The organism is Terrabacter sp. 2TAF16, assembly GCF_052115065.1.
Classification (GTDB): Bacteria; Actinomycetota; Actinomycetes; order Actinomycetales; family Dermatophilaceae; genus Terrabacter.
The window spans coordinates 194,874-215,579 of record NZ_JBFRFZ010000001.1 but is presented as its reverse complement, the minus strand read 5'-3'; the positions used below and the strand labels follow the sequence as shown (position 1 = coordinate 215,579).

General features: G+C 71.3%; 20 protein-coding genes and 1 tRNA gene. 10 read left to right on the top strand and 11 right to left on the bottom strand.

Annotated features, from left to right (window positions below):
- Positions 1-14: 14 nt before the first annotated feature.
- The 7 genes from AB4Z14_RS01005 to AB4Z14_RS00975 all read right to left on the bottom strand — a co-directional run bounded on the left by AB4Z14_RS01005 (position 15) and on the right by AB4Z14_RS00975 (position 4,820).
- Positions 15-392 (bottom strand): DUF3037 domain-containing protein, encoded by a 378-nt coding sequence (locus tag AB4Z14_RS01005; RefSeq protein ID WP_020144179.1) that lies wholly within the window; start codon positions 390-392, stop codon positions 15-17.
- Positions 389-1,159 (bottom strand): HipA family kinase, encoded by a 771-nt coding sequence (locus tag AB4Z14_RS01000; protein ID WP_442273526.1) that lies wholly within the window; start codon positions 1,157-1,159, stop codon positions 389-391. The genes AB4Z14_RS01005 and AB4Z14_RS01000 overlap by 4 nt, the downstream gene beginning before the upstream one ends.
- Before the next feature lie 4 nt (positions 1,160-1,163).
- Positions 1,164-2,432, bottom strand: a complete 1,269-nt coding sequence (locus tag AB4Z14_RS00995) for an MFS transporter (protein ID WP_442273525.1) — start codon at positions 2,430-2,432, stop codon at positions 1,164-1,166.
- Positions 2,433-2,479: 47 nt separating this feature from the next.
- Positions 2,480-3,301: an ABC transporter permease gene (locus AB4Z14_RS00990; RefSeq protein WP_442273524.1), complete on the bottom strand. Its 822-nt coding sequence runs from the start codon at positions 3,299-3,301 to the stop codon at positions 2,480-2,482.
- The gene (locus tag AB4Z14_RS00985) at positions 3,261-4,070 is read right to left on the bottom strand and encodes an ABC transporter ATP-binding protein (RefSeq protein ID WP_056776929.1); all 810 of its coding nucleotides are present in this window, start codon (positions 4,068-4,070) and stop codon (positions 3,261-3,263) included. Before AB4Z14_RS00985 ends, AB4Z14_RS00990 begins: the two co-directional genes overlap by 41 nt.
- A complete protein-coding gene (locus tag AB4Z14_RS00980) occupies positions 4,067-4,612 on the bottom strand; it encodes a MarR family winged helix-turn-helix transcriptional regulator (protein WP_442273523.1) in 546 nt (181 codons plus the stop codon). Before AB4Z14_RS00980 ends, AB4Z14_RS00985 begins: the two co-directional genes overlap by 4 nt.
- Positions 4,613-4,733: 121 nt before the next feature.
- A tRNA-Leu gene (locus tag AB4Z14_RS00975) sits at positions 4,734-4,820 on the bottom strand.
- 121 nt (positions 4,821-4,941) lie between these two features.
- Between AB4Z14_RS00975 and AB4Z14_RS00970 the strand changes: the two genes are divergently transcribed.
- Complete coding sequence (locus tag AB4Z14_RS00970; RefSeq protein ID WP_442273522.1) at positions 4,942-6,300, top strand: M20/M25/M40 family metallo-hydrolase; 1,359 nt, start codon at positions 4,942-4,944, stop codon at positions 6,298-6,300.
- 20 nt (positions 6,301-6,320) lie between these two features.
- Here the strand turns inward: AB4Z14_RS00970 and AB4Z14_RS00965 are convergent, their stop codons facing one another.
- Positions 6,321-6,506, bottom strand: coding sequence for a DUF5703 family protein (locus tag AB4Z14_RS00965; protein ID WP_034770947.1), 186 nt, complete (start codon positions 6,504-6,506; stop codon positions 6,321-6,323).
- Between the two features lie 180 nt (positions 6,507-6,686).
- Between AB4Z14_RS00965 and AB4Z14_RS00960 the strand changes: the two genes are divergently transcribed.
- A complete protein-coding gene (locus tag AB4Z14_RS00960; RefSeq protein WP_442273521.1) occupies positions 6,687-7,481 on the top strand; it encodes an LppX_LprAFG lipoprotein in 795 nt (264 codons plus the stop codon).
- Positions 7,482-7,645: 164 nt separating this feature from the next.
- Positions 7,646-8,044 (top strand): hypothetical protein, encoded by a 399-nt coding sequence (locus tag AB4Z14_RS00955; RefSeq protein ID WP_442273520.1) that lies wholly within the window; start codon positions 7,646-7,648, stop codon positions 8,042-8,044.
- Between the two features lie 60 nt (positions 8,045-8,104).
- Here the strand turns inward: AB4Z14_RS00955 and AB4Z14_RS00950 are convergent, their stop codons facing one another.
- Positions 8,105-9,040 (bottom strand): aldo/keto reductase, encoded by a 936-nt coding sequence (locus tag AB4Z14_RS00950; RefSeq protein WP_442273519.1) that lies wholly within the window; start codon positions 9,038-9,040, stop codon positions 8,105-8,107.
- 75 nt (positions 9,041-9,115) lie between these two features.
- Here AB4Z14_RS00950 and AB4Z14_RS00945 point away from each other — a divergent pair, with 75 nt between their 5' ends.
- Both AB4Z14_RS00945 and AB4Z14_RS00940 read left to right on the top strand, forming a co-directional pair.
- Positions 9,116-10,213: an LLM class F420-dependent oxidoreductase gene (locus tag AB4Z14_RS00945; protein ID WP_442273518.1), complete on the top strand. Its 1,098-nt coding sequence runs from the start codon at positions 9,116-9,118 to the stop codon at positions 10,211-10,213.
- 140 nt (positions 10,214-10,353) lie between these two features.
- The gene (locus tag AB4Z14_RS00940) at positions 10,354-11,214 is read left to right on the top strand and encodes an undecaprenyl-diphosphate phosphatase (protein ID WP_442273517.1); all 861 of its coding nucleotides are present in this window, start codon (positions 10,354-10,356) and stop codon (positions 11,212-11,214) included.
- A gap of 59 nt (positions 11,215-11,273) precedes the next feature.
- Here AB4Z14_RS00940 and corA read toward each other — a convergent pair whose 3' ends face one another.
- The gene (gene corA / locus AB4Z14_RS00935; RefSeq protein ID WP_442273516.1) at positions 11,274-12,275 is read right to left on the bottom strand and encodes a magnesium/cobalt transporter CorA; all 1,002 of its coding nucleotides are present in this window, start codon (positions 12,273-12,275) and stop codon (positions 11,274-11,276) included.
- Positions 12,276-12,366: 91 nt separating this feature from the next.
- Here corA and AB4Z14_RS00930 point away from each other — a divergent pair, with 91 nt between their 5' ends.
- From AB4Z14_RS00930 to mshC, 4 genes are all read left to right on the top strand, one after another.
- Positions 12,367-13,098 (top strand): MSMEG_4193 family putative phosphomutase, encoded by a 732-nt coding sequence (locus AB4Z14_RS00930; protein ID WP_442273515.1) that lies wholly within the window; start codon positions 12,367-12,369, stop codon positions 13,096-13,098.
- A 10-nt stretch (positions 13,099-13,108) separates the two neighbouring features.
- Positions 13,109-13,654 (top strand): DUF3090 domain-containing protein, encoded by a 546-nt coding sequence (locus tag AB4Z14_RS00925; RefSeq protein ID WP_442273514.1) that lies wholly within the window; start codon positions 13,109-13,111, stop codon positions 13,652-13,654.
- Entirely contained in the window at positions 13,638-14,447 is an 810-nt protein-coding gene (locus tag AB4Z14_RS00920) for an SCO1664 family protein (RefSeq protein ID WP_442273513.1), read from the top strand. Before AB4Z14_RS00925 ends, AB4Z14_RS00920 begins: the two co-directional genes overlap by 17 nt.
- A gap of 85 nt (positions 14,448-14,532) precedes the next feature.
- Positions 14,533-15,789: a cysteine--1-D-myo-inosityl 2-amino-2-deoxy-alpha-D-glucopyranoside ligase gene (mshC, locus tag AB4Z14_RS00915; protein ID WP_442273512.1), complete on the top strand. Its 1,257-nt coding sequence runs from the start codon at positions 14,533-14,535 to the stop codon at positions 15,787-15,789.
- 42 nt (positions 15,790-15,831) lie between these two features.
- On the opposite strand, the gene AB4Z14_RS00910 is transcribed toward mshC, so the two are convergent.
- Entirely contained in the window at positions 15,832-16,686 is an 855-nt protein-coding gene (locus AB4Z14_RS00910; protein ID WP_056777770.1) for a PAC2 family protein, read from the bottom strand.
- Positions 16,687-16,923: 237 nt separating this feature from the next.
- Between AB4Z14_RS00910 and metH the strand changes: the two genes are divergently transcribed.
- Entirely contained in the window at positions 16,924-20,706 is a 3,783-nt protein-coding gene (gene metH, locus AB4Z14_RS00905) for a methionine synthase (RefSeq protein ID WP_442273511.1), read from the top strand.

Here is a 20,706-nt window from a genome sequence, read left to right as displayed (position 1 = left end):
GCCCGTCGGGTCCGTCAGGCCCGGACGAGCCGGTCGAGCAGGCGCTCGAGCTCGACGGCGGGGTCGTCGCACAGGCCCCCGTGGACCGGTCCGGGCTGCACGACGGTCGAGCGCGGTGCGATGATCCAGCCGAACCGCTGGCCCGGCTTGTCAAGGGTCGGCAGGCCGCGGCCCGTCTCGCCGCGGCACACGGCCCGGACACGTTCGAGCATCGAGCGCACGCCCTCGAGGTCGCACGTCGGCGACAGCGCGTCCGCACGGCGCTCGTCGAGCTCCCATGCAGCGTCGAGGAAGCCCGCGTCCTGCGAGTAGAGCACGACACCGACGTTGATGAACTCCTCCCGGTCGACGCGGGGGACGAGCCGGAGCAGGACGTACTGGTACGCGTTCACGCGGCGACACCCGTGGGCACCCAGGTGAGTGGCCCCTCGAGGCGGGCCCGCAGCATCCGGGCGTACGCCGCGCGCACCGCGGGTGCGTCGGCGAGGTCGGGTGTGGGCTCGATCCATTCGTCGGGCACCTCGGCGACGACGGCCTCGACGGCCTCGGGCGTGAGGAGCGCCGCCAGCTCGTCGTGGCGCGCGGCCACGTCGCCCGCGACGTCGCGCAGGACGTGGCGGCTCGCGTCGAACGGCTGGGCCGCGAAGCGCTCCGGGGCCGGTGCCTTGCTCGGCCACGAGTGGTGGAAGTAGAGGGCGGCTCCGTGGTCGATGGCCCACGTGCGTCCGTGCCAGACGAGCAGGTTGGGGTTGGACCACGTGCGGTCGACGTTGGCGGTCAGCGCGTCGAGCCAGATGATCCGCTCGGCGAGGTCGGCGTCGGGCGGCCTCGAGCCGTCGTAGCCGAGCGAACCCGGCAGGAAGTCGACGCCGAGGTTGGTCCCGACCGAGGCGGTGAGCAGGTCCTGGACCTCCTCGTCGGCCTCGTACTTCGCGATGCGCGGGTCGAGGCGCACCACGGCGAGGTCGGGCACCGGCACCTCGAGCAGCCGGGCGATCCCGGCGACGAGCACCTCGGCGACCAAGACCTTGAGCCCCTGGCCGGCGCCGCGGAACTTCAGGACGTAGGTGCCGTCGTCGTCGGCCTCCACGATGCCGGGCAGCGACCCACCCTCCTTGAGCGGCGTCACGTAGCGGGTGGCGGTCAGCTCGGGAAGCACGCCGTCAGCCTAGTGGCCGCTCGTGGTCGAGCACCGTGGCCCGCGTCCAGAGCCGGCCGAGCAGCATCGCGCTCGCCCCGTAGAGGCATGCGAAGGCCACGAGCGGCCACCAGGCGAGCCCGCTCTCGGGGAGGACGAGCGCGCCGAGGGCCGCCGCCGCGACCATGCCGGCGTTGTAGACGACGTCATAGGCGGAGAAGGCGCGGCCGAGCAGGTGGTCGTCGACGTGGGCCTGCAGGAGCGAGTCGACGGTGATCTTGACGCACTGCGAGGTGAAGGAGACGACGAAGCCGACGACGACGATGCTCCACGGCGTGAGGAACGGTCCCAGCACGGCGCACACGACCGCGCCCAGCGCGAGCATCCGGGCGGCATACGGCACGGCGGTCAGGCGTGGGGCCAGCCACGGGGTGACGAAGGCCGCGGAGGCGAATCCCAGGGCGGACGCGCCGGCGGCGATGCCGAAGCCCTGCGCGCCGTGGCCGGACTCGAACGGGCCGCGGAAGAGGAGCAGGGTCTGCAGCAGGAGGAAGCCGAACGGGAGCCGGGTGATGAAGACGAGGGCGAGCAGGAGGCGTGCGCGGCGCGGCAGGGTGTGCACGGCCTCGACGAGGCCCGTCACGACGGACCGGGTGATCTGCCCGACCGAGGGCGCGCCGCTCGTGTCGTCGGGGCCGATGAACGGCAGCCGGGTCGCCGCCCAGGCGGCCAGGAGGACGCCGGCGGCGGCGAGGAGCACGTCGACGACATCGCTGCCGCCGAGGGCCCGGATCCCGGTGCCGACCGCGCCACCGAGGAGGTATGCCAGGGACCCGCACGTGGGAGCGACGGAGTTCGCGCTCACGAGGTCCTCGCGCGGCACCACGTGCGGCATGGCCGAGGAGAGCCCGGCGAGGATGAAGCGGTTGACCGAGAAGACGAGGAGCACGAGGCCGAAGAACGCCGGGCCGGTCTCGGCTCCGGTGACGAGGACGGAGACGCCGAGGATCGCCGTGGCCCGGATGACCTGGCTGACGACGATGACGCGCTTGCGCGGCCACCGGTCGAGGAGCACTCCGACGAACGGCCCCAGCGCCGAGTAGGGCAGCAGCACGATCGCGAAGGCGATGGCGATCCCGCGCGCGTCGGCGGCCTTCTCGGGGTTGAAGAGGATGTGGCTGGCCAGGGCGACCTGGAAGATGCCGTCGCTGAACGACGACGTGACCCGGCTGACGAAGAGCCGACGGAACCCGCGCCCCCGGAGCAGGGTGAACAGGGCGCGCAGGAAGGTCACGCGGCACAGCGTACGGTCACCCGTGCGGTGCCCGGCGACGGGAGCGGTCAGCGCGCGAGTCGCCCGATGAGGGCCGCGGCGCAGACGATGCCGGCGATCGCGCTGCCGGCGAGGACCCCGAAGTCGACCCAGTAGTTCGTCGGCGTGCCGAGCAGCAGGCCGCGCAGGGCCGACACCTCGTAGGTCAGCGGGTTGACGTGGCTGATGACCTGGAGCCAGCCCGGCATCATCTCGATCGGGTAGAGCGCGTTCGAGGCGAAGAAGAGCGGCATCGTGATCGCCTGGCCGATCCCCATCAGCCGGTCGCGCTTGAGGGCGACGCCGGCGATGCTGAGCGACAGGCACGAGAAGAACGCGGCGCCGAGCATCACGACGACGACCACGCCGAGCAGCCGCACGGGGTTCCACGTCATCGCCACGCCCATCAGCGCGGCCACGACGACGACGATGACGGCCTGGGCGACGGACCTGACCCCGGCGGCGAACGCCTTGCCGGCCACGAGCGCTGCTCGCGGCGTCGGCGTCACGAGGAGCTTGGTGAGCACACCGGCGTCGCGCTCCCAGATGATCTGGATGCCGTAGAAGATCGAGACGAAGAGGGCCGACTGGGCGATGACGCCCGGCGCGAGGAAGTCGAGGTAGTCGAGGCCCCCGGTGGGAATGGCCCGGATCTGGCTGAACGTCGTGCCGAAGATGACGAGCCAGAGGATCGGCTGGATCGCCCGGGTGATCAGCTCGCTGCGGTCGTGGCGCAGCTTCTGGAGCTCGACGAGGCAGAACGTCGCGATGCGCGACACGAGGAGCCGCACCCCGGTGCGGCTGCGCGGGTCAGCCCAGACGGCGGGCGGTTCGACGAGTTGCTCGGACACCGCGCAGCCCTCCCTTCTCGCCCTCGACCTCGTCGAGCGCCTCGCCGGTGTGGTGACGGAAGACGTCCTCGAGGCTGGCACCCTCGCCAGCGGCGGCCTTGAGCTCGTCGGGGGAGCCGAGGGCGCGCAGGGCCCCGCGGTGCATGAGGGCGACGCGGTCGCACAGCGCGTCCGCCTCCTCCATGTAGTGGGTCGTGAGCAGCACGGTCATGCCGTGGTCTCGCTGCATCTGCGCCACCCGCAGCCAGACGCTGTCGCGGGCGACGGGGTCGAGGCCCACCGTCGGCTCGTCCAGGACGAGCAGTGCTGGGCGGTTGACCAGGGCCTGGGCGAGCTCCAGACGCCTCACCATGCCGCCGGAGTAGGTCGAGGCGAGGCGTGACTCGTCGCCGCGCAGGTCGACCATGTCGAGCACCTCGTCGACGCGAGTCCTGCGCTCGCGCCGGGGGACGTCGAAGAGACGGGCGAACCACTCGACGTTCTCGCGACCCGTGAGAGCGCCCTCGATCGACAGCTGCTGGGGCACGTAGCCGAGCAGCCGCCGCACGGCCATCGCCTCGGTGCGCACCGAGCGGCCGAAGATCTCGACCTGTCCGGCCTGCAGTGGCAGCAGGGTGTTGAGCAGCCGGATCGTCGTCGTCTTGCCGGCCCCGTTGGGCCCGAGCAGGCCGAAGCACTCACCCGGCTCGACGGCCAGGGTGAGGTCGTCGACCGCGCGGTGCGTCCCGAAGCTGTAGCCCAGGCCCCGGATGTCGATGGCCGAGGTCATGGTCGGTCGCCGGCAGCCGCCCCGTCCGAGAGGTCGAGGGCCGCGGCCACGATGACGGCCGGCTCGGAGGTGTGCGGCGCGGCGACGTCGTGCGCCTCCGGCAGGTTCGCGGCGATGCGGGCGATGGTCGGCAGCGCCGCAGCCAGGCGGGCGCGGTCGGCGGCCGGGAGCCCCGCGAGCGCAACTGCGGTGGACTGCGCGCGACGGTCGCGCCACTGCTCCAGGCCCGCGCGGGCCGAGGGCGTGAGGTCGAGCCGCGCCACACGCCGGTCGCTCGTGTCGCGCTCACGCACGAGCACCCCGAGGGCGAGCAGCTGGCCGACGAGGGTCGAGACGGTGTTGGCGGCGAGACCGAGGACCCGGGCCGACTCGGCCACGGTGATCCCGGGGTTGCGCCGCACGACGCGGAGCAGCTCGAGCTGGGCGCCGGACAGGGCGAGCTCGGGCAGCGGAGCGCCGACGAGACGCCGCGACCGGCGTCGCAGCAGCCCGATGACGTCGTAGAGGTCGTCCGCCAGCCCAGCCACCTTCTCGTCGCTCACGATCGAAGATTACGTCTGTCGCAGAGGGGTGACCAGAGAAACCGGAGGTGGACCTCCGGACGCAGCCGCCCGGGCAGCAGAAGACCCCCGGATCCTGGCCTGCAGGAACCCGGGGGTCTCGTGGTGTCGAGGGGGGGACTTGAACCCCCACGCCCGTTAAGGGCACTAGCACCTCAAGCTAGCGCGTCTGCCATTCCGCCACCCCGACAAGGTGTTGCAAGGGGCTCGTGGGAATCCCTTGCGGCGAGGCGAAACGTTACACGGGGCCTGACCAAAAGACCAAACGGGCGGCTGCTGGCGTCGGGAGGCGGCGGCATACGCTGATCGGCATGAGCCACGACGACGCCGACCGCACCGTGACGACCTCGGCACAGACTGCCGTGACGCCCGAGGAGGAGGTCGCGCGGATCTGCGCCGAGCTCATCCGGATCGACTCCTCCAACTACGGTGACGGGTCGGGTCCGGGGGAGCGCAAGGCGGCCGAGTACGTCATGGCGCAGCTCGACGAGGTCGGCCTCGAGGGCACCCTGCTCGAGAGCGAGCCGGGCCGTGCGACGGTCGTCGTCCGCCTCGAGGGCGAGGACTCCTCGCGCCCCGGGCTCGCGGTCCACGGCCACCTCGACGTGGTGCCGGCGAACGCCGCGGACTGGCAGGTCGACCCCTTCGCCGCGGAGGAGCGCGACGGCTGCATCTGGGGTCGCGGAGCGGTCGACATGAAGGACATGGACGCGATGATCCTCGCGAACATCCGTCACTTCGCCCGCACCGGCACGAAGCCCGCCCGCGACACGACGTTCGTCTTCTTCGCCGACGAGGAGGCCGGTGGCACCTACGGCAGCCACTGGCTCGTGGACCACCACCCGCGCTGGTTCGAGGGCGTGACCGAGGCGATCAGCGAGGTCGGCGGCTACAGCGTCACCGTGCCGACGCCGGGGGGCCAGCAGCGCGCGTACCTCCTCCAGACCGCGGAGAAGGGCATCGCCTGGCTGCGGCTGCGCGCACACGGACGTGCCGGGCACGGGTCGGTACCCAACGACGAGAACGCCATCGTCCGCCTCGCCGCCGCCATCGGCCGGATCGCCGCCCACGAGTGGCCGCGTGAGTACATCGCCTCGGTCCGTGAGCTGCTCGACACGCTCGGCAGCCTGACCGGGCTCTCGTCGACCGACGACGACCTCGAGCCGCTGCTCGCCACCCTCGGCGGGGCCCAGGGCTTCGTGCGGGGCACGCTGCGCGACACCGCCAACGTCACGATGCTCGAGTCCGGATACAAGCACAACGTCATCCCGCAGATGGCGACGGCCGCCGTCGACTGCCGCTTCCTGCCCGGCCACGAGGACGCCCTCATGGCCACGATCCGCGAGCTGGCCGGCGAGCACGTCGAGGTCGAGGTCGTGCACCGTGACGTCGCCATCGAGGCACCGTTCTCCGGTGACCTCGTCGAGTCGATGAAGCAGGCGCTGCTGCGTGAGGACCCCGAGGCCGTCGTGCTGCCCTACTGCCTCTCGGGCGGCACCGACAACAAGGCGCTGGGTCGCCTCGGGATCAGCGGCTACGGCTTCGCGCCGCTGCGGCTGCCGGCAGACCTCGACTTCGCGCCGATGTTCCACGGCATCGACGAGCGCGTGCCCACGGCGTCGCTCCGCTTCGGGGCGCGGGTGCTCGGGGACTTCCTGCGCTCCTGCTGAGGGTCGCGCGGCCCCGTCGGTCAGGCCGTGCGCTCGACGCGCATGATCCGGCGGCGCAGCCACATCCGACGCACGCCACCTTCGTAGATGACCGTGCGCGACAGCTCCCAACGGCCGTACTCGGCGTGCTCACGCACCGCCTGTCTGGCCTGGGCCTTCGACGTGTGGCGGTCGAACGTGAGGACCCGGTACTCGTACTCCGTCATCGCCGTCCATTCTGACACCAACCGTGACCCCTCCGAGACCGTATGCGCGGCGTGGCGGTCACGCGACCGCGGTACCGTCGCTGGGTCATCCGGCCGCGAACCGGACCTGCGTGGTCCGCGCGGCGAGCAGGGGAACCGCCTGGCACAGCCCGGCGTCAAGGGCCCAGGAGGTCAACACACATGAAATGGAACACCCGCCGCATCGCGGCAGCAGCCATCGTCCTTCCGGCCGTCCTCGGAGTCGCGGCCTGTGGCAAGAGCGAGACCCCAGCACCCCAGACGGGGCAGACCCAGGCCAGCTCGGCCGCCGCGACGAGCGATGCGCCGGCCGCCGGTCAGCCGTACAAGGACAAGGCGTCGTTCGTCGCCGCCATGAAGGCCGCGGGCAAGAACGCCACGACCGCCCACGTCACGATGGCGATGGACGCCGCCGGCCAGAAGATCGCCATCACCGGTGACACGAAGGTCGACGCGAGCAACCCGGCGATGAAGATGACGATGGACATGGGCCCCTCGATGAAGCTCGACATGGTCCTCGTCGACAAGAAGGTCTACATGAAGGGCTTCCCGGGCCTCGCCGCAGGCAAGTGGGCCGTCATCGACAGCAGCTCGACGCTCGGCAAGCAGCTCTCGCAGTCGCTCGACCAGGCCGACCCGACCAAGATGTACGACCAGTTCGGCGCGGCCGTGCAGGACGTCAAGTACGTCGGTGAGGACACCGTCGACGGCGAGAAGACGTGGAAGTACGACCTGACGCTCGACACCGCGGCGATGCAGGCCCAGCTGCCCGCGGCCGAGAAGACGAAGATGCCGGCCACCATCACGTACACCGCGTGGCTCGACGAGAAGAACCAGCTGCGCAAGGTCACCTTCGACCTCTCCGGCGTCAAGGCCGAGATGACGATGAGCAAGTACGGCGAGCCGGTCGACATCACCGCCCCGCCGGCCGCCGACACCGTCAAGGCGCCCATGTGATGCAGGCATGACAGTCCACCCTGCCGGCGACGGGTGAACGGCCCGCCAACCACGCGTGAACGGTCCCGCAGCGAGCACGGCTCGCTGCGGGACCGCTGTGTTTCCGGGCGTTTCCGGGCCCGGATTCGGTGCGTTCGGTCGTGCGGGTCGACTACGGTCGAGGCATGACCGTCGACCCCCGCTCCGCCCTCGAGCAGCTGATCGTCGCCCTCGAACGCCACCTCGAGGCCGCGAACGCGACCCGAGACCCCGACCACCCCATGGTGATGGCGGCGGCGCAGGACCTCGCCGAGGCCTTCGACGACTACGACGAGGCGCTCTACGAGGCGACCGAGGTCGCGACGCCCCTCGCGATCTACGGCGACGACTTCGACGGGCACGAGGACGAGGACGGGACCGAGGGCCGCGTCTACGCCGGGCTCGACTCGGACGACTACGACGATGACGACGACGATGACGACGACGATGACGACGACGATGACGACGACTACGAGGACGATGACGACGACGACGAGGGCCACGCCGAAGGCGGCGTGACCGAGAGCTCCGACACGCGAGCCTGATCCGTCGCGACGCTCCGGCGGGAGCGGTCACCGCGCCTGGTCGCGAGCAGGGTCCCGGCGTCAGGCCGAGACGTCCTCCAGGGCGGCGACGATCTCCGACGGCAGGGCAAGCTCGAGACTTGCGATCGCGGAGCGCAGCTGAGCTGCCGTGCGGGCGCCGACGATGGGCGCCGCCACGCCGGGCCGGTCGCGCAGCCACGCCAGGGCAACCTCCCCGGGCTTGGCCCCGAGGCCTCGGGCGGCCATCGCCACCGCGTCGGCGACGCGCGTGGTCTGCTCGTCGAGGAAGCGCTCGGCGAATCCCGGGAAGTCGCTCGACGCCGCGCGCGATCCCGACGGTATGCCGTTGCGGTACTTCCCGGTCAGCACGCCGCGTCCCAGCGGTGACCACGGGAGCAGCCCGAAGCCGAGCGACGTCGCGGCCGGCACGACCTCGTGCTCGGGCGTACGGCATACCAAGGAGTACTCGATCTCGTTGGCCACCAGAGGGATTCGGGCCGACTCGAGCAGGCTGAAGGCGCGCGCGGACTGCCAGCCGGAGTAGTTGGAGACGCCGACGTAGCGGGCTCGGCCCGACGCGGCCGCCCACTCGAGCGCGGAGAGCGTCTCGGCCAGCGGCACGTCGTCGGACCACGTGTGCGCGAGCCAGAGGTCGACGTGGTCGGTGCCGAGGCGGCGCAGTGACGTGTCGAGCTGGGCCATGAGCCCGCGCCGCGACACGTCGACCCGTCGCTCGCCACCCGCCCGGGAGATGCCCGCCTTGGTGCAGATGACGAGGTCGTCGCGAGGGACCGTGCCGTCCAGCAGGCCCCCGAGGATGGTCTCGGCGTCTCCGCCGCCGTAGCCGTAGGCCGTGTCGACGAGGTTGCCGCCCGCCTCGACGAACGCACGCAGGTGGTCGCCGGCCTCGTGGCGGTCGACGGCGTTGCCCCAGAGCATCGTCCCGAGGGCGAGAGGGGTGACCGTGAGACCGGACGAGCCGAGACGCCTGCGCATGCCTCGAACGGTAGTGGGCGACGCCGCACCCCGAGCGGCCGCCACGTCGGCGACCGCGCCGATAGCCTGCGATCCATGAGGATCGGTGTGAATCTCGGCTACTGGGGACGCGGCACGACGGGGCAAGACCAGGTGGCGGTGGCGCAGGCCGCCGACCGGCTCGGCTACGACAGCGTGTGGGTGGCCGAGGCGTACGGCTCGGACAGCCCGACCATGCTCGCGTGGATCGGGGCGCTGACCGAGCACGTCGACCTCGGCTCGGCCGTCATGCAGATCCCGGGACGGACCCCGGCGATGACGGCCATGACGGCGGCGACGATCGACACGATGTCCGGCGGCCGGTTCCGGCTCGGGCTCGGGGTGTCCGGTCCGCAGGTGAGCGAGGGCTGGCACGGCGTACCGTTCCGCAGCCCGCTCGGCCGCACGCGCGACTACGTCGAGATCGTGCGCGCCGCGCTCCGCCGCGACACGGTGACCCACGCCGGCCCGCACTACCCGCTCCCGCTCCCGGGCGGACCGGGCAAGCCGCTCAAGCTCTCCGCGCGGCCCGTGCGCCCCGACCTCCCGATCTACCTCGCGGCGGTCGGTCCCAAGAACCTCGAGCTGACCGGCGAGATCGCCGACGGCTGGCTCGCGATCTTCTTCAGCCCCGAGCACGCCGCCGACCTGCTCGCCACCCTCGAGACGGGACGGCGACGGGGTGTGCGAGGCCCAGCCGACGCACCGATGACGGGCTTCGACGTCGTCGCGACGACGCCTGTCGTCCTCGTCGACGACGTCGCGGAGGCGGCGGACCACGTGCGCGACTACTGCGCGCTCTACATCGGCGGCATGGGCTCGCGCGAGCAGAACTTCTACAACCAGCTCGCGTGCCGGATGGGCTTCGAGGAGGACGCGGCGCGCATCCAGGACCTCTACCTCGCCGGCCGCCACCGCGAGGCCGCCGCTGCCGTGCCGCTCGAGTTCATCGACGAGACGGCGCTGCTCGGCTCGCCGCAGCGGATCGCCCGACGACTCGGTCGCTACGAGGAGGCCGGAGTCACGACGCTCGCCGTCGCCGTCGGCGGGGGCATGACCCGTGACCAGGCCCTCGCCACGCTGCAGGTGGTCGCCGGGATCGCGGGGCTCGAACCATCCGGGGCGTCGGACGAGGCGGCCCCGGACGTTCCCTAGGGATTCGTCTCCGCGCCGCCCTCCTCGAGGCCTCCTAGCCGGCGTTGTCGATAGGGTGCGACATTGTGCCCAGCGGCCGTCGCACCCTTTCGGGTGGCGACCCGTCCCGTCCCTCCTGCGCAGAAGGCCCACCCTGACCCATGGCTGACCTCAGCTACCTCGACGCCATCATCCTCGGCGTCGTCGAAGGCCTCACCGAGTACCTTCCGATCTCCTCGACCGCCCACCTGACCATCACCGAGAAGCTCCTCGGGCTCGAGGTGAACGACCCCGCCGTGACGGCCTACACCGCCGTCATCCAGCTCGGCGCGATCGCGGCGACCCTCCTCTACTTCTTCCGCGACATCGTCCGCTTCGCGGTCGCCTGGTTCCGGGGCCTCACGTCCACGGGTGCGCGCAAGGATCCCGACTACGGCCTCGCGTGGGCCGTCGTCATCGGCTCGATCCCGGTCGGCATCGTCGGGTTCCTTGCGCGCGACCTCATCTCGGGCGCCCTGCGCAGCCTCTGGGTCGTGGCCGTCGCGCTGCTCCTGTGGAGCATCGCCATGGTCGTCGCGGAGCGGATCTACGCCGGCCACGAGGCCCGCGGCGAGATCCGGGGTGAGCACTCGGTGCGTCCCGTCGACGGAGTCGTCATCGGACTCGTCCAGTGCTTGTCGCTCATCCCCGGCGTCTCTCGCTCGGGCGCGACGATCTCCGCGGGTATCGCCCGCGGCATCGACCGCGTCACGGCCACCCGACTCAGCTTCTTCCTCGCGATCCCGGCACTGACGGCCGCGGGCCTCTTCCAGGCCGTGGAGGAGAAGGACGGCCTCTCGGCGCTGGGGGTCGACCCCGTGGTCGTCGGGGTCGTCGTCGCCTTCGTCGTGGCCTACGCGACGATCGCCTGGCTGCTGCGCTTCGTCGCGAGCAACACCCTGCTGCCCTTCGTCTGGTACCGCATCGCGCTCGCCGTGGTGCTCGCCGGCGTCCTCGCGGGCGGTGTCATCACCGCGACCTGACGTCCCTCGCAGACCACGAACGGCCGGCTTCCCCGCGGGGGAGCCGGCCGTTCGCGTCGCTAGAGCCAGCCCGAGCGCTTGAACGCGCGGTAGAGGCCGATGCACGCGGCCGCCATGACCCCGAGCACGAGGAAGTAGCCGTACTGGAACTCTCCGTGCCCCAGATGGACGCTCGCGGTCAGCTCGGGCATGTGCTCGAAGTTCATGCCGTAGATGCCGGCGATCATCGTGGGCACGGCTGCGATCGCGACCCACGCGGAGATCCGGCGCATGTCCTCGTTCTGCTTGACCGAGACGCTCGCGAGGTGGGCCGAGAGCACGTCGGTCAGGAGGCGGTCGTAGGACTCGACGTGGTCGTTGACGAGGCGCAGGTGGTCCGCCACGTCACGGAAGAAGGGCAGCATCTCCTCCGTGAGGCCGCGGCCCCGCGCGCGTTCCATGAACTGCGTCAGGGTGTCGGCCAACGGCTGGCTGGCCCGGCGGAACTCGAGCACCTCACGCTTGAGGCGGTAGATCGTGTTGGCGTCACCGCCGAGGTGGGAGGCGAACACCTGCTCCTCGATCTGCTCGAGGTCCCGGCGCACCTCCCGGTCGACGACGAGGTAGTTGTCGACGACGGAGTCCATGACGGCGTGGAGCACGGTCATGGCGCCGTGGACGAGGCGCTCGGGCTCGGTCTCGAGGCGCTGGCGCACGCCGGCCAAGGGGTTGCCCTCACCGTGACGGACCGTCACGACGAAGCGATCACCGATGAAGAGCATGACCTCACCGGTCTCGATGTCGCTCGTCGGCTCGATGTAGCGCAGCGTCTTGAGGACGACGAACACCGACGACTCGTACTTCTCGATCTTGGCCCGCTGGTGGCCGTTGACCGCGTCCTCGACGGCGAGCGGGTGCAGGTGCAGCTCCTCGTTGACGAGGTCGAACTCCTGGTCGGTCGGGTCCTTGAGACCGATCCAGAGGAAGCCGTCCTGGGTGAGGCGCAAGACGTCGAGCTCATCGCTGAGGTCGCCGCAACCCTGCCGCCGCCCGTTGCGGTAGATGGCCTTGTCCACGATCACATCTCCTACTTCACCACGTCCGCTCGCCGACGTCTCGCAGGCTGGCGTATGCCGCCGGGCGAGGGTGCAGGGGCGGGCTAGGGTGGCGACCGTGCCCACCGTCATCTTCGTGCGCCACGGGCGCTCCACCTCCAACACCGCCGGCACGCTCGCCGGCTGGATGCCCGGGGTCTTCCTCGACGAGACCGGGGAGGCGCAAGCCGCCTCCCTCGGCCAGCGGCTCGCCGCAGCAGTGCTGCCCGTCGTCGAGGTCGTGAGCTCACCGCTCGACCGGTGCGTGCAGACCGCCGACCTGCTGGCCGCCCCGCTCCCGGACCACGTGGCCCGCAGCATCCACGAGGGACTGGGGGAGTGCCGCTACGGCGCGTGGACCGGGCGACCCATCGCGGAGCTCGCCAAGGAGGAGCTCTGGAAGGTCGTGCAGGACCGACCGAGCGAGGCGCGCTTCCCCGACTCGGCGGCATACCCCGCCGAGTCCATGGTGGAGATGCAGGACCGGGCGCTGCGCGCGGTGCGGGAGATCGATGCACGCATCCTCGAGACGCACGGCAAGGACGCGGTCTGGGTCGCGGTGTCGCACGGTGACGTCATCAAGTCGATCCTGTCGCACGCCACCGGCGCCCACCTCGACGACTTCCAGCGGATCAACGTCGACCCGGCCTCGGTGAGCGCCGTGCGCTACACGACCCGCAAGCCGTTCGTGCTGCGGCTCAACGACGTCGGGGGCGACCTGACGGGGCTGCGACCGCCCGAGAAGCCTGCCGCCGAGGAGGGCGACGCCGTCGTGGGCGGGGGCGCCGGGACACCCGGAAGTGTCGGATAGGGTCGAGCGCATGACGGTCCAGGACTTCGATCCCGCTGACCGGTTCGTCGCCGGGACGGTCGGGCCGGCCGGCCAGCGGGCCTTCTACCTCCAGGCGAGCACCGGCCCTCTCGTCGTCACCGTGGGCGTCGAGAAGCAGCAGGTCTCGATCCTCGCCGACCGCGTCAACGACGTGCTCGACCAGCTCGCGCCCGTCGCTGCCGTCGAGCCGGGCGAGCCCGGTGGGGCGCCCGAGGACACCGACCCGCTGCAGACGCCGTTCGACGAGGACTGGCACGTGCAGACCCTCTCCCTCGCCTGGGACGAGGAGGCGCAGAAGGTCGTCATCGAGTGCCACGACCACGACCCCGACGAGGTCGACGAGGACGCCGACGACGAGGTGGGTCCGCTCGGGCGCAACTCGATCCGGGTCGCCCTGACGCCGGCCGAGGCCCGCGCCTTCGCACGGCGCAGCAACGCGCTCGTCGCTGCCGGCCGCCCGCCGTGCCCCTTCTGCGGCAGCCCACTCGATCCCACGGGCCACATCTGCCCGCGGGCCAATGGCTACAAGCGCTGACGGCACCCCGCCGTCGGTCGACCTGACCGGCGAGCTCGAGGTCCTCGGGCGCATCACCGAGTCCTCGAACCTCGCTGTCGTCGCCCGCATCGCGAGCGTCCCCGGCGGTCACGTCATCTACAAGCCGGTCCGGGGCGAGCGACCGCTGTGGGACTTCCCCGACGGCACGCTGGCCGGCCGGGAGGTGGCGGCGCAGGTGGTCTCGGAGCTCGGCGGCTGGCACGTCGTGCCCTCGACCGTGCTGCGCGACGGCCCGCTCGGTCCCGGGTCGGTGCAGCTGTGGATCGGTGACCCGTTCGACCCCGTCGACGACGACGTCGTCGTGGACCTGGTGCCCGAGGGGCGCACACCCGACGGCTGGCACGCGGTCTTCGACGGCGAGACACCCGGCGGCTCGGCCGTGACCGTCGTGCACTCGGGCGCCGACGACGTGCGGTCCCTCGCCGTGCTCGACGCCGCCCTCAACAACTCCGACCGCAAGGGCTCGCACTGCCTCCGGGACCGGGAGGGACGCCTCTGGGCCATCGACCACGGCGTGACGTTCTCGCCGACCCCGAAGCTGCGCACGGTGCTGTGGGGTTGGGCCGGCGAGCCGATCGTCGAGGACGACCTCTTGCGCCTGAAGCGCCTGCGGGACGCGCTCGCCGAGGACGAGCCGCGGCAGCGGCTCCTCACGTTGCTCCCGGAGGGCGACGTGGACGCGCTGGCCCAGCGCGTCCAGCGGCTTCTCGACCGCGGCGTGCACCCCTCTCCCAGCCCCGACTGGCCCTCGGTCCCGTGGCCGCCGCTGTGAGGTGCGGGCGTCGCCGTGTGCGTGGTCGACCGCGCCGCGTCCGACCGGCCCCGACGGGTCATTCGCGCCGGGATAGAGTCTGCGCGTGAGAAGTTGGCCGATGCCGTTCGTCCCCAAGGTTCCCGGCAGTGCACCCGAGGTGCGAGTCCGCGACACGGCATCCGGAGAGCTCGTGCCCGCCGCCCGCGGTGACCTCGTCACCCTCTACGTCTGCGGCATCACGCCCTACGACGCCACCCACATGGGTCACGCGGCGACGTACGTCACCTTCGACCTGCTCGGTCGGGTCCTGCGCGACAGCGGGCACGCGGTGCGCTACGTCCAGAACATCACCGACATCGACGACCCGCTGCTCGAGCGGGCCGAGCGCGACGGCGTCGACTGGCGAGACCTCGCGACCCGGGAGATCGCGCTCTTCCGCGAGGACATGACCGCCCTGGCCGTCATCCCGCCCGACGAGTACCTCGGCGCCGTCGAGAGCATCCCCACCTTCGTCGGCCCGATCGAGAAGCTCGTCGCCGACGGCTGGGCGTATGCCGTGCCGGCGCCGGATGCCTCCCGCGAGGGTGCGCAGGACCACTACTTCGACGTGGCCCGGGACCCTCGGTTCGGCTCGGTCAGCCACCTCGACGAGGCCGGCATGATGGAGGTCTTCGCCGAGCGCGGCGGCGACCCCGACCGTCAAGGCAAGCGCAACCGCCTCGATGCCCTGCTGTGGCGCGCGCACCGCGAGGGCGAGCCCGAGTGGGACGGCGGCAGCCTCGGCTCGGGTCGTCCCGGGTGGCACATCGAGTGCGCCTGCATCGCGCTCGACCACCTCGGCATCCCCGTCGACGTCCAGGGTGGCGGCACCGACCTCGTCTTCCCGCACCACGAGATGAGCTCGGCGCACGGTCGTGCGCTCAGCGGCTCCGAGTCGTTCGCCGGGTCCTTCGTGCACCAGGGAATGGTGGGCCTCGACGGCGAGAAGATGAGCAAGAGCAAGGGCAACCTCGTCCTCGTCTCACAGCTGCGTCGCGACGGGGTCGACCCGATGGCGATCCGGCTGGCGCTGCTCGCCCGCCACCACGCGCACGACTGGATGTGGACCGACGGCCAGCTCGTCGAGGCGCAGCAGCGGCTCGCCACGTGGCGCGAGGCGCTGTCGGGCAACGGCGGACCCGTCGCCGACCAGACGGTCGACGACATCCGGGCGGCCCTCGCCGACGACCTCGACAGCCCCCGGGCCCTCGAGGCCGTCGACCGCTGGGCCAGCCAGTCGCTGACCCGCGGGGGCGACGACCCGGGTGCTCCCGGTGTGCTCGGCCGGGCGCTGGACGCCCTGCTCGGCATCCGGATCTAGCCCGGACCCCGCCACACCCCGGGCGGGCCGGTCAGCGGCCGGTCAGCGGCCGGTCTGGTCGTCGTCGCGCCCGCGGAGGTAGCGCTCGAACTCGCGCGCGATCGCGTCGCCGCTCGCCTCGGGCAGCTCGGCGGTGTCCTGCGCCTCCTCGAGGGACTGGACGTACTCGGCGACCTCCTCGTCGGACTGCGCGAGCTCGTCGACGCCGCGCTCCCACGCCCGGGCGTTCTCCTCGAGCTCGCCGTGCGGCACGGTGATGCCGAGGAGCGACTCGATGCGGCGCAGCAGGCTGAGGCTCGCCTTGGGCGACGGGGCGCCACCGGCGTAGTGCGGCACCGCGGCCCACGCGGAGACCGTCGGGATGCCCGCGTCGGAGGCAGCGTGGGTCAGCACGCCGACGATGCCGGTGGGGCCCTCGTAGCGTGAGGCCTCGACGTCGAAGCGGTGGATCGCCGCCTCGTCCTCGGCCGTGGCCGTGACCGGGATCGGTCGCGTGTGCGGCACGTCGGCGAGCAGGGCGCCGACGGTGACGATCGTCGTGACGCCGAGCTGGTCGGCGAGCTCGAGCAGCTCGATCGAGAAGGCCCGCCAGCGCATCGACGGCTCGATGCCCTGCACGAGCACGACGTCGCGGTCGAAGCCGGTTTCGGTCGCGACGAGGATGCGCGTCGTGGGCCAGGCCAGCATGCGCCGACCCTCCTCGAGCGACACGCGGGGGCGGTTGACCTGGAAGTCGTAGTAGTCCTCGGGATCGAAGGCCGCGACGACCTCCGCGTCCCAGACCTCCGCGAGGTGGCGGACCGCGCTCGTGGCGGCCTCGCCGGCGTCGTTCCAGCCCTCGAAGGCCGCGATGAGCACCGGATCGGTCAGCTCCGGCACATCCTCGAACTCCAGCACCATGTCTCCTTCACCGTGGGCGCGCTCGCGTCCACACCTCCAGCCTAGGACCTGCCGCCACCGATGCGCCGGAGTCCCGCCGGCGGGCGCGCCCCACGCGTGAGCCGGACGGGGTATGCCGTGTGCACGCGTCGCGTGCCCGCAGTGCGGGCGGCGACGCGCCGGACACGGCAGGTCCGTAGAATCGGGCCGGTCCCGTCACTCGGCACGAAACCCGTGCCGCCGAGAGGAGCCACGTTGTCCCAGTCGCAGCAGCGACCCGACGCCACCGAGAGCCTGACCGCCACCCTCGGTCAGCGCATCATGATCCTCGACGGCGCCATGGGCACGGCCATCCAGCGCGACCGGCCCGACGAGGCCGGCTACCGCGGGGAGCGCTTCGCGGACTGGCCGAGCGACGTCCAGGGCAACAACGACCTCCTGACGCTGACTGCGCCAGAGATCATCGCCGGGATCCACCGCGAGTACCTCGAGGCCGGTGCCGACATCATCGAGACGAACACCTTCAACGCCAACGCGATCTCGCTGTCCGACTACGGCATGGAGGAGCTCGCCTACGAGCTGAACTTCGAGGCCGCCGCGCTGGCCCGCCGCGAAGCCGACGCGATGACGGAGCGCGAGCCCGACCGGCCGCGCTACGTCGCCGGGGCGCTCGGGCCGACGACGCGTACGGCCTCGATCTCACCCGACGTCAACGACCCCGGCGCGCGCAACGTCTCCTACGACCAGCTCGTCGCGGCCTACCTCGAGGCGGCCCGCGGGCTCGTCGACGGCGGCAGCGACCTCATCTTCATCGAGACGATCTTCGACACGCTCAACGCCAAGGCAGCGATCTTCGCCGTCGAGACGCTCTTCGAGGAGCAGGGTCGCCGCTGGCCGGTCGTCGTCTCCGGCACCATCACCGACGCGTCCGGGCGCACCCTGTCCGGCCAGGTGACCGAGGCGTTCTGGGACTCGATCCGGCACGTGTCACCGCTGGCCGTCGGGCTCAACTGCGCCCTCGGTGCCAAGGAGATGCGCCCGTACATCGCCGAGATGGCCCGTCTGGCCGACTCGTTCGTCTCGTGCTACCCCAACGCCGGTCTGCCCAACGCCTTCGGCGAGTACGACGAGGCGCCCGACGAGACCGCGGGCATCGTCGGCGAGTTCGCCGAGGCGGGGCTCGTCAACCTCGTCGGCGGCTGCTGCGGGACGACCCCCGACCACATCGCGGCCATCGCGCGGGCCGTCGTCGGCAAGCCCGTCCGCGAGCTCGCGACCAACGCTCCCGCGATGCGGCTGTCCGGGCTCGAGCCGTTCACCATCACCGACGACAGCCTCTTCGTCAACGTCGGAGAGCGCACCAACATCACCGGCTCGGCTCGCTTCCGCACGCTCATCAAGGACGGCGACTACGACACCGCCCTGTCCGTGGCCGCGCAGCAGGTCGAGAACGGCGCCCAGGTCATCGACGTCAACATGGACGAGGGGATGATCGACGGGGTCGCGGCCATGGACCGCTTCCTCAAGCTCGTCGCGAGCGAGCCCGACATCAGCCGCGTGCCCGTCATGGTCGACTCCTCGAAGTGGGAGGTCATCGAGGCCGGGCTCAAGTGCGTGCAGGGCAAGGCGATCGTCAACTCGATCTCCCTCAAGGAAGGCGAGGAGCCGTTCCTCCGGCAGGCCCGGCTCGTCCGCAAGTACGGCGCCGCCGCGGTCGTCATGGCCTTCGACGAGGACGGCCAGGCCGACTCGCTCGAGCGCCGTCAGCAGATCTGCTCGCGCGCCTACCGCCTGCTCACCGAGGAGGTCGGCTTCCCGGCCGAGGACATCATCTTCGACCCCAACGTCTTCGCCGTCGCGACCGGCATCGAGGAGCACGCCTCCTACGGCCTGGACTTCATCGAGGCGACGCGCTGGATCAAGGAGAACCTCCCCGGGGCCAAGGTGTCCGGTGGCATCTCCAACGTGTCGTTCAGCTTCCGCGGCAACAACCCCGTGCGTGAGGCGATCCACGCCGTCTTCCTCTACCACGCGATCGCCGCAGGCCTCGACATGGGCATCGTCAACGCGGGCGCCCTGGCGGTCTACGACGAGGTCGACGCGGAGCTGCGTGACCGCATCGAGGACGTCGTGCTCAACCGGCGCCCCGACGCCGCGGAGCGGTTGCTCGAGATCGCGGAGGAGTACAACAAGGTCGGTCAGGCGGCGGAGGTCAGCGAGGAGGAGTGGCGCGCCCTGCCGCTGGGCGAGCGCATCACGCACGCGCTCGTCAAGGGCATCGACGCGCACGTCGAGGCGGACACCGAGCTGCTCCGCGCCGAGATCGCCGAGCGCGGCGGCCGGCCCATCGAGGTGATCGAGGGTCCGCTCATGGACGGCATGAACGTCGTCGGAGACCTCTTCGGCGCCGGCAAGATGTTCCTCCCGCAGGTCGTCAAGAGCGCGCGTGTCATGAAGAAGGCCGTCGCCTACCTCATCCCGTTCATCGAGCAGGAGAAGATCGACGACCCCTCCCTGGCGACGCAGAAGGACACCAACGGCACGATCGTCATGGCCACGGTCAAGGGCGACGTCCACGACATCGGCAAGAACATCGTCGGGGTCGTGCTCCAGTGCAACAACTACGAGGTCATCGACCTGGGCGTCATGGTCCCGGCGCAGAAGATCCTCGACGCGGCGCGCGAGCACGACGCCGACATCATCGGGCTCTCGGGGCTCATCACGCCCTCGCTCGACGAGATGGTCGGCTTCGCCGCCGAGATGCAGCGCCAGGGCCTGACCATCCCGCTCCTCATCGGTGGCGCGACGACCTCGCGCGCGCACACAGCGGTCAAGGTCGACCAGAAGTACGACGGTCCGGTCGTCTGGGTCAAGGACGCCTCTCGCTCGGTGCCGACCGCCGCGGCCCTGCTCAGCGACGAGCTGCGGCCCGCCCTCATGGCCAAGGTCAAGGAGGACTACGACTCGCTGCGGGCCCGTCACGCGGGCAAGGCGGACCGGCCGCTGCTCGCGCTCGAGGACGCCCGGGCGCGACGCACGCCGGTCGACTGGTCCGGTTACCGTCCGCCGCACCCGCACCTGCTGCTCCAGCAGGACCACGACGTCTCCTCGATCACCCGCTCGCACCGGATCTCGCAGCACGTCAAGGTGTTCCGCAGCTACCCCCTCGGTGAGCTGCGTCGCTACATCGACTGGCAGCCGTTCTTCAACGCGTGGGAGATGAAGGGCAGCTTCCCCGACATCCTCAACAACCCGGCCAGCGGCCAGGCAGCGCGCAAGCTCTACGACGACGCGCAGGCCATGCTCGACCAGCTCATCGAGGAGCGGTGGCTGACCGCCAACGGCGTCATCGGCTTCTTCCCTGCCAACTCCGTGGGCGACGACGTCGAGGTCTACCTCGACGACGCCCGCACCGAACCCCTCGCCGTGCTGCACCACCTGCGCCAGCAGGGCGACCACCGCGCCGGTGTGCCCAATCGCTCGCTCGCCGACTACGTCGCCCCGAAGGGGACGCAGGACTGGATCGGTGGCTTCGCGGTCACGGCCGGTCTCGGCGGCGCCGAGCGGGTGGCGGCGTTCCGGGCCGACCTCGACGACTACAACGCGATCCTGCTCGAGTCGCTCGCGGACCGCCTCGCCGAGGCGTTCGCCGAGCGCATGCACGAGCGGGTCCGCAAGGAGTTCTGGGGCTACGCGCCCGACGAGCACCTCGACAACGTCGCGCTCATCAAGGAGCAGTACGCCGGCATCCGCCCGGCGCCCGGTTATCCCGCCTGCCCCGAGCACACCGAGAAGGAGACGCTCTGGCGCCTGCTCGACGTCGAGGCCAACACGGGCATGACCCTGACGGAGAGCATGGCCATGGCGCCCGGCGCCTCGGTCTCTGGCTGGTACTTCTCATACCCGCAGTCGCAGTACTTCGTCGTGGGCCGGCTCGGCCGCGACCAGGTGCAGGACTATGCCGACCGCAAGGGCTGGACGCTGGCCGAGGCCGAGCGCTGGCTGTCCGCCAACCTCGCCTACGACCCGGAGGACTGA

Excerpts from the sequence above, each read along its gene's own strand:
- AB4Z14_RS00955 (WP_442273520.1), top strand. The coding sequence starts at position 7,646 with ATGACCGTCGACCCCCGCTCCGCCCTCGAGCAGCTGATCGTCGCCCTC.
- AB4Z14_RS00925 (WP_442273514.1), top strand. The coding sequence starts at position 13,109 with ATGACGGTCCAGGACTTCGATCCCGCTGACCGGTTCGTCGCCGGGACG.
- AB4Z14_RS00950 (WP_442273519.1), bottom strand. The coding sequence starts at position 9,040 with ATGCGCAGGCGTCTCGGCTCGTCCGGTCTCACGGTCACCCCTCTCGCC.
- AB4Z14_RS00970 (WP_442273522.1), top strand. The coding sequence starts at position 4,942 with ATGAGCCACGACGACGCCGACCGCACCGTGACGACCTCGGCACAGACT.
- AB4Z14_RS00920 (WP_442273513.1), top strand. The coding sequence starts at position 13,638 with ATGGCTACAAGCGCTGACGGCACCCCGCCGTCGGTCGACCTGACCGGC.
- AB4Z14_RS00965 (WP_034770947.1), bottom strand. The coding sequence starts at position 6,506 with ATGACGGAGTACGAGTACCGGGTCCTCACGTTCGACCGCCACACGTCG.
- AB4Z14_RS00940 (WP_442273517.1), top strand. The coding sequence starts at position 10,354 with ATGGCTGACCTCAGCTACCTCGACGCCATCATCCTCGGCGTCGTCGAA.
- AB4Z14_RS00960 (WP_442273521.1), top strand. The coding sequence starts at position 6,687 with ATGAAATGGAACACCCGCCGCATCGCGGCAGCAGCCATCGTCCTTCCG.
- AB4Z14_RS00945 (WP_442273518.1), top strand. The coding sequence starts at position 9,116 with ATGAGGATCGGTGTGAATCTCGGCTACTGGGGACGCGGCACGACGGGG.
- AB4Z14_RS00985 (WP_056776929.1), bottom strand. The coding sequence starts at position 4,070 with ATGACCTCGGCCATCGACATCCGGGGCCTGGGCTACAGCTTCGGGACG.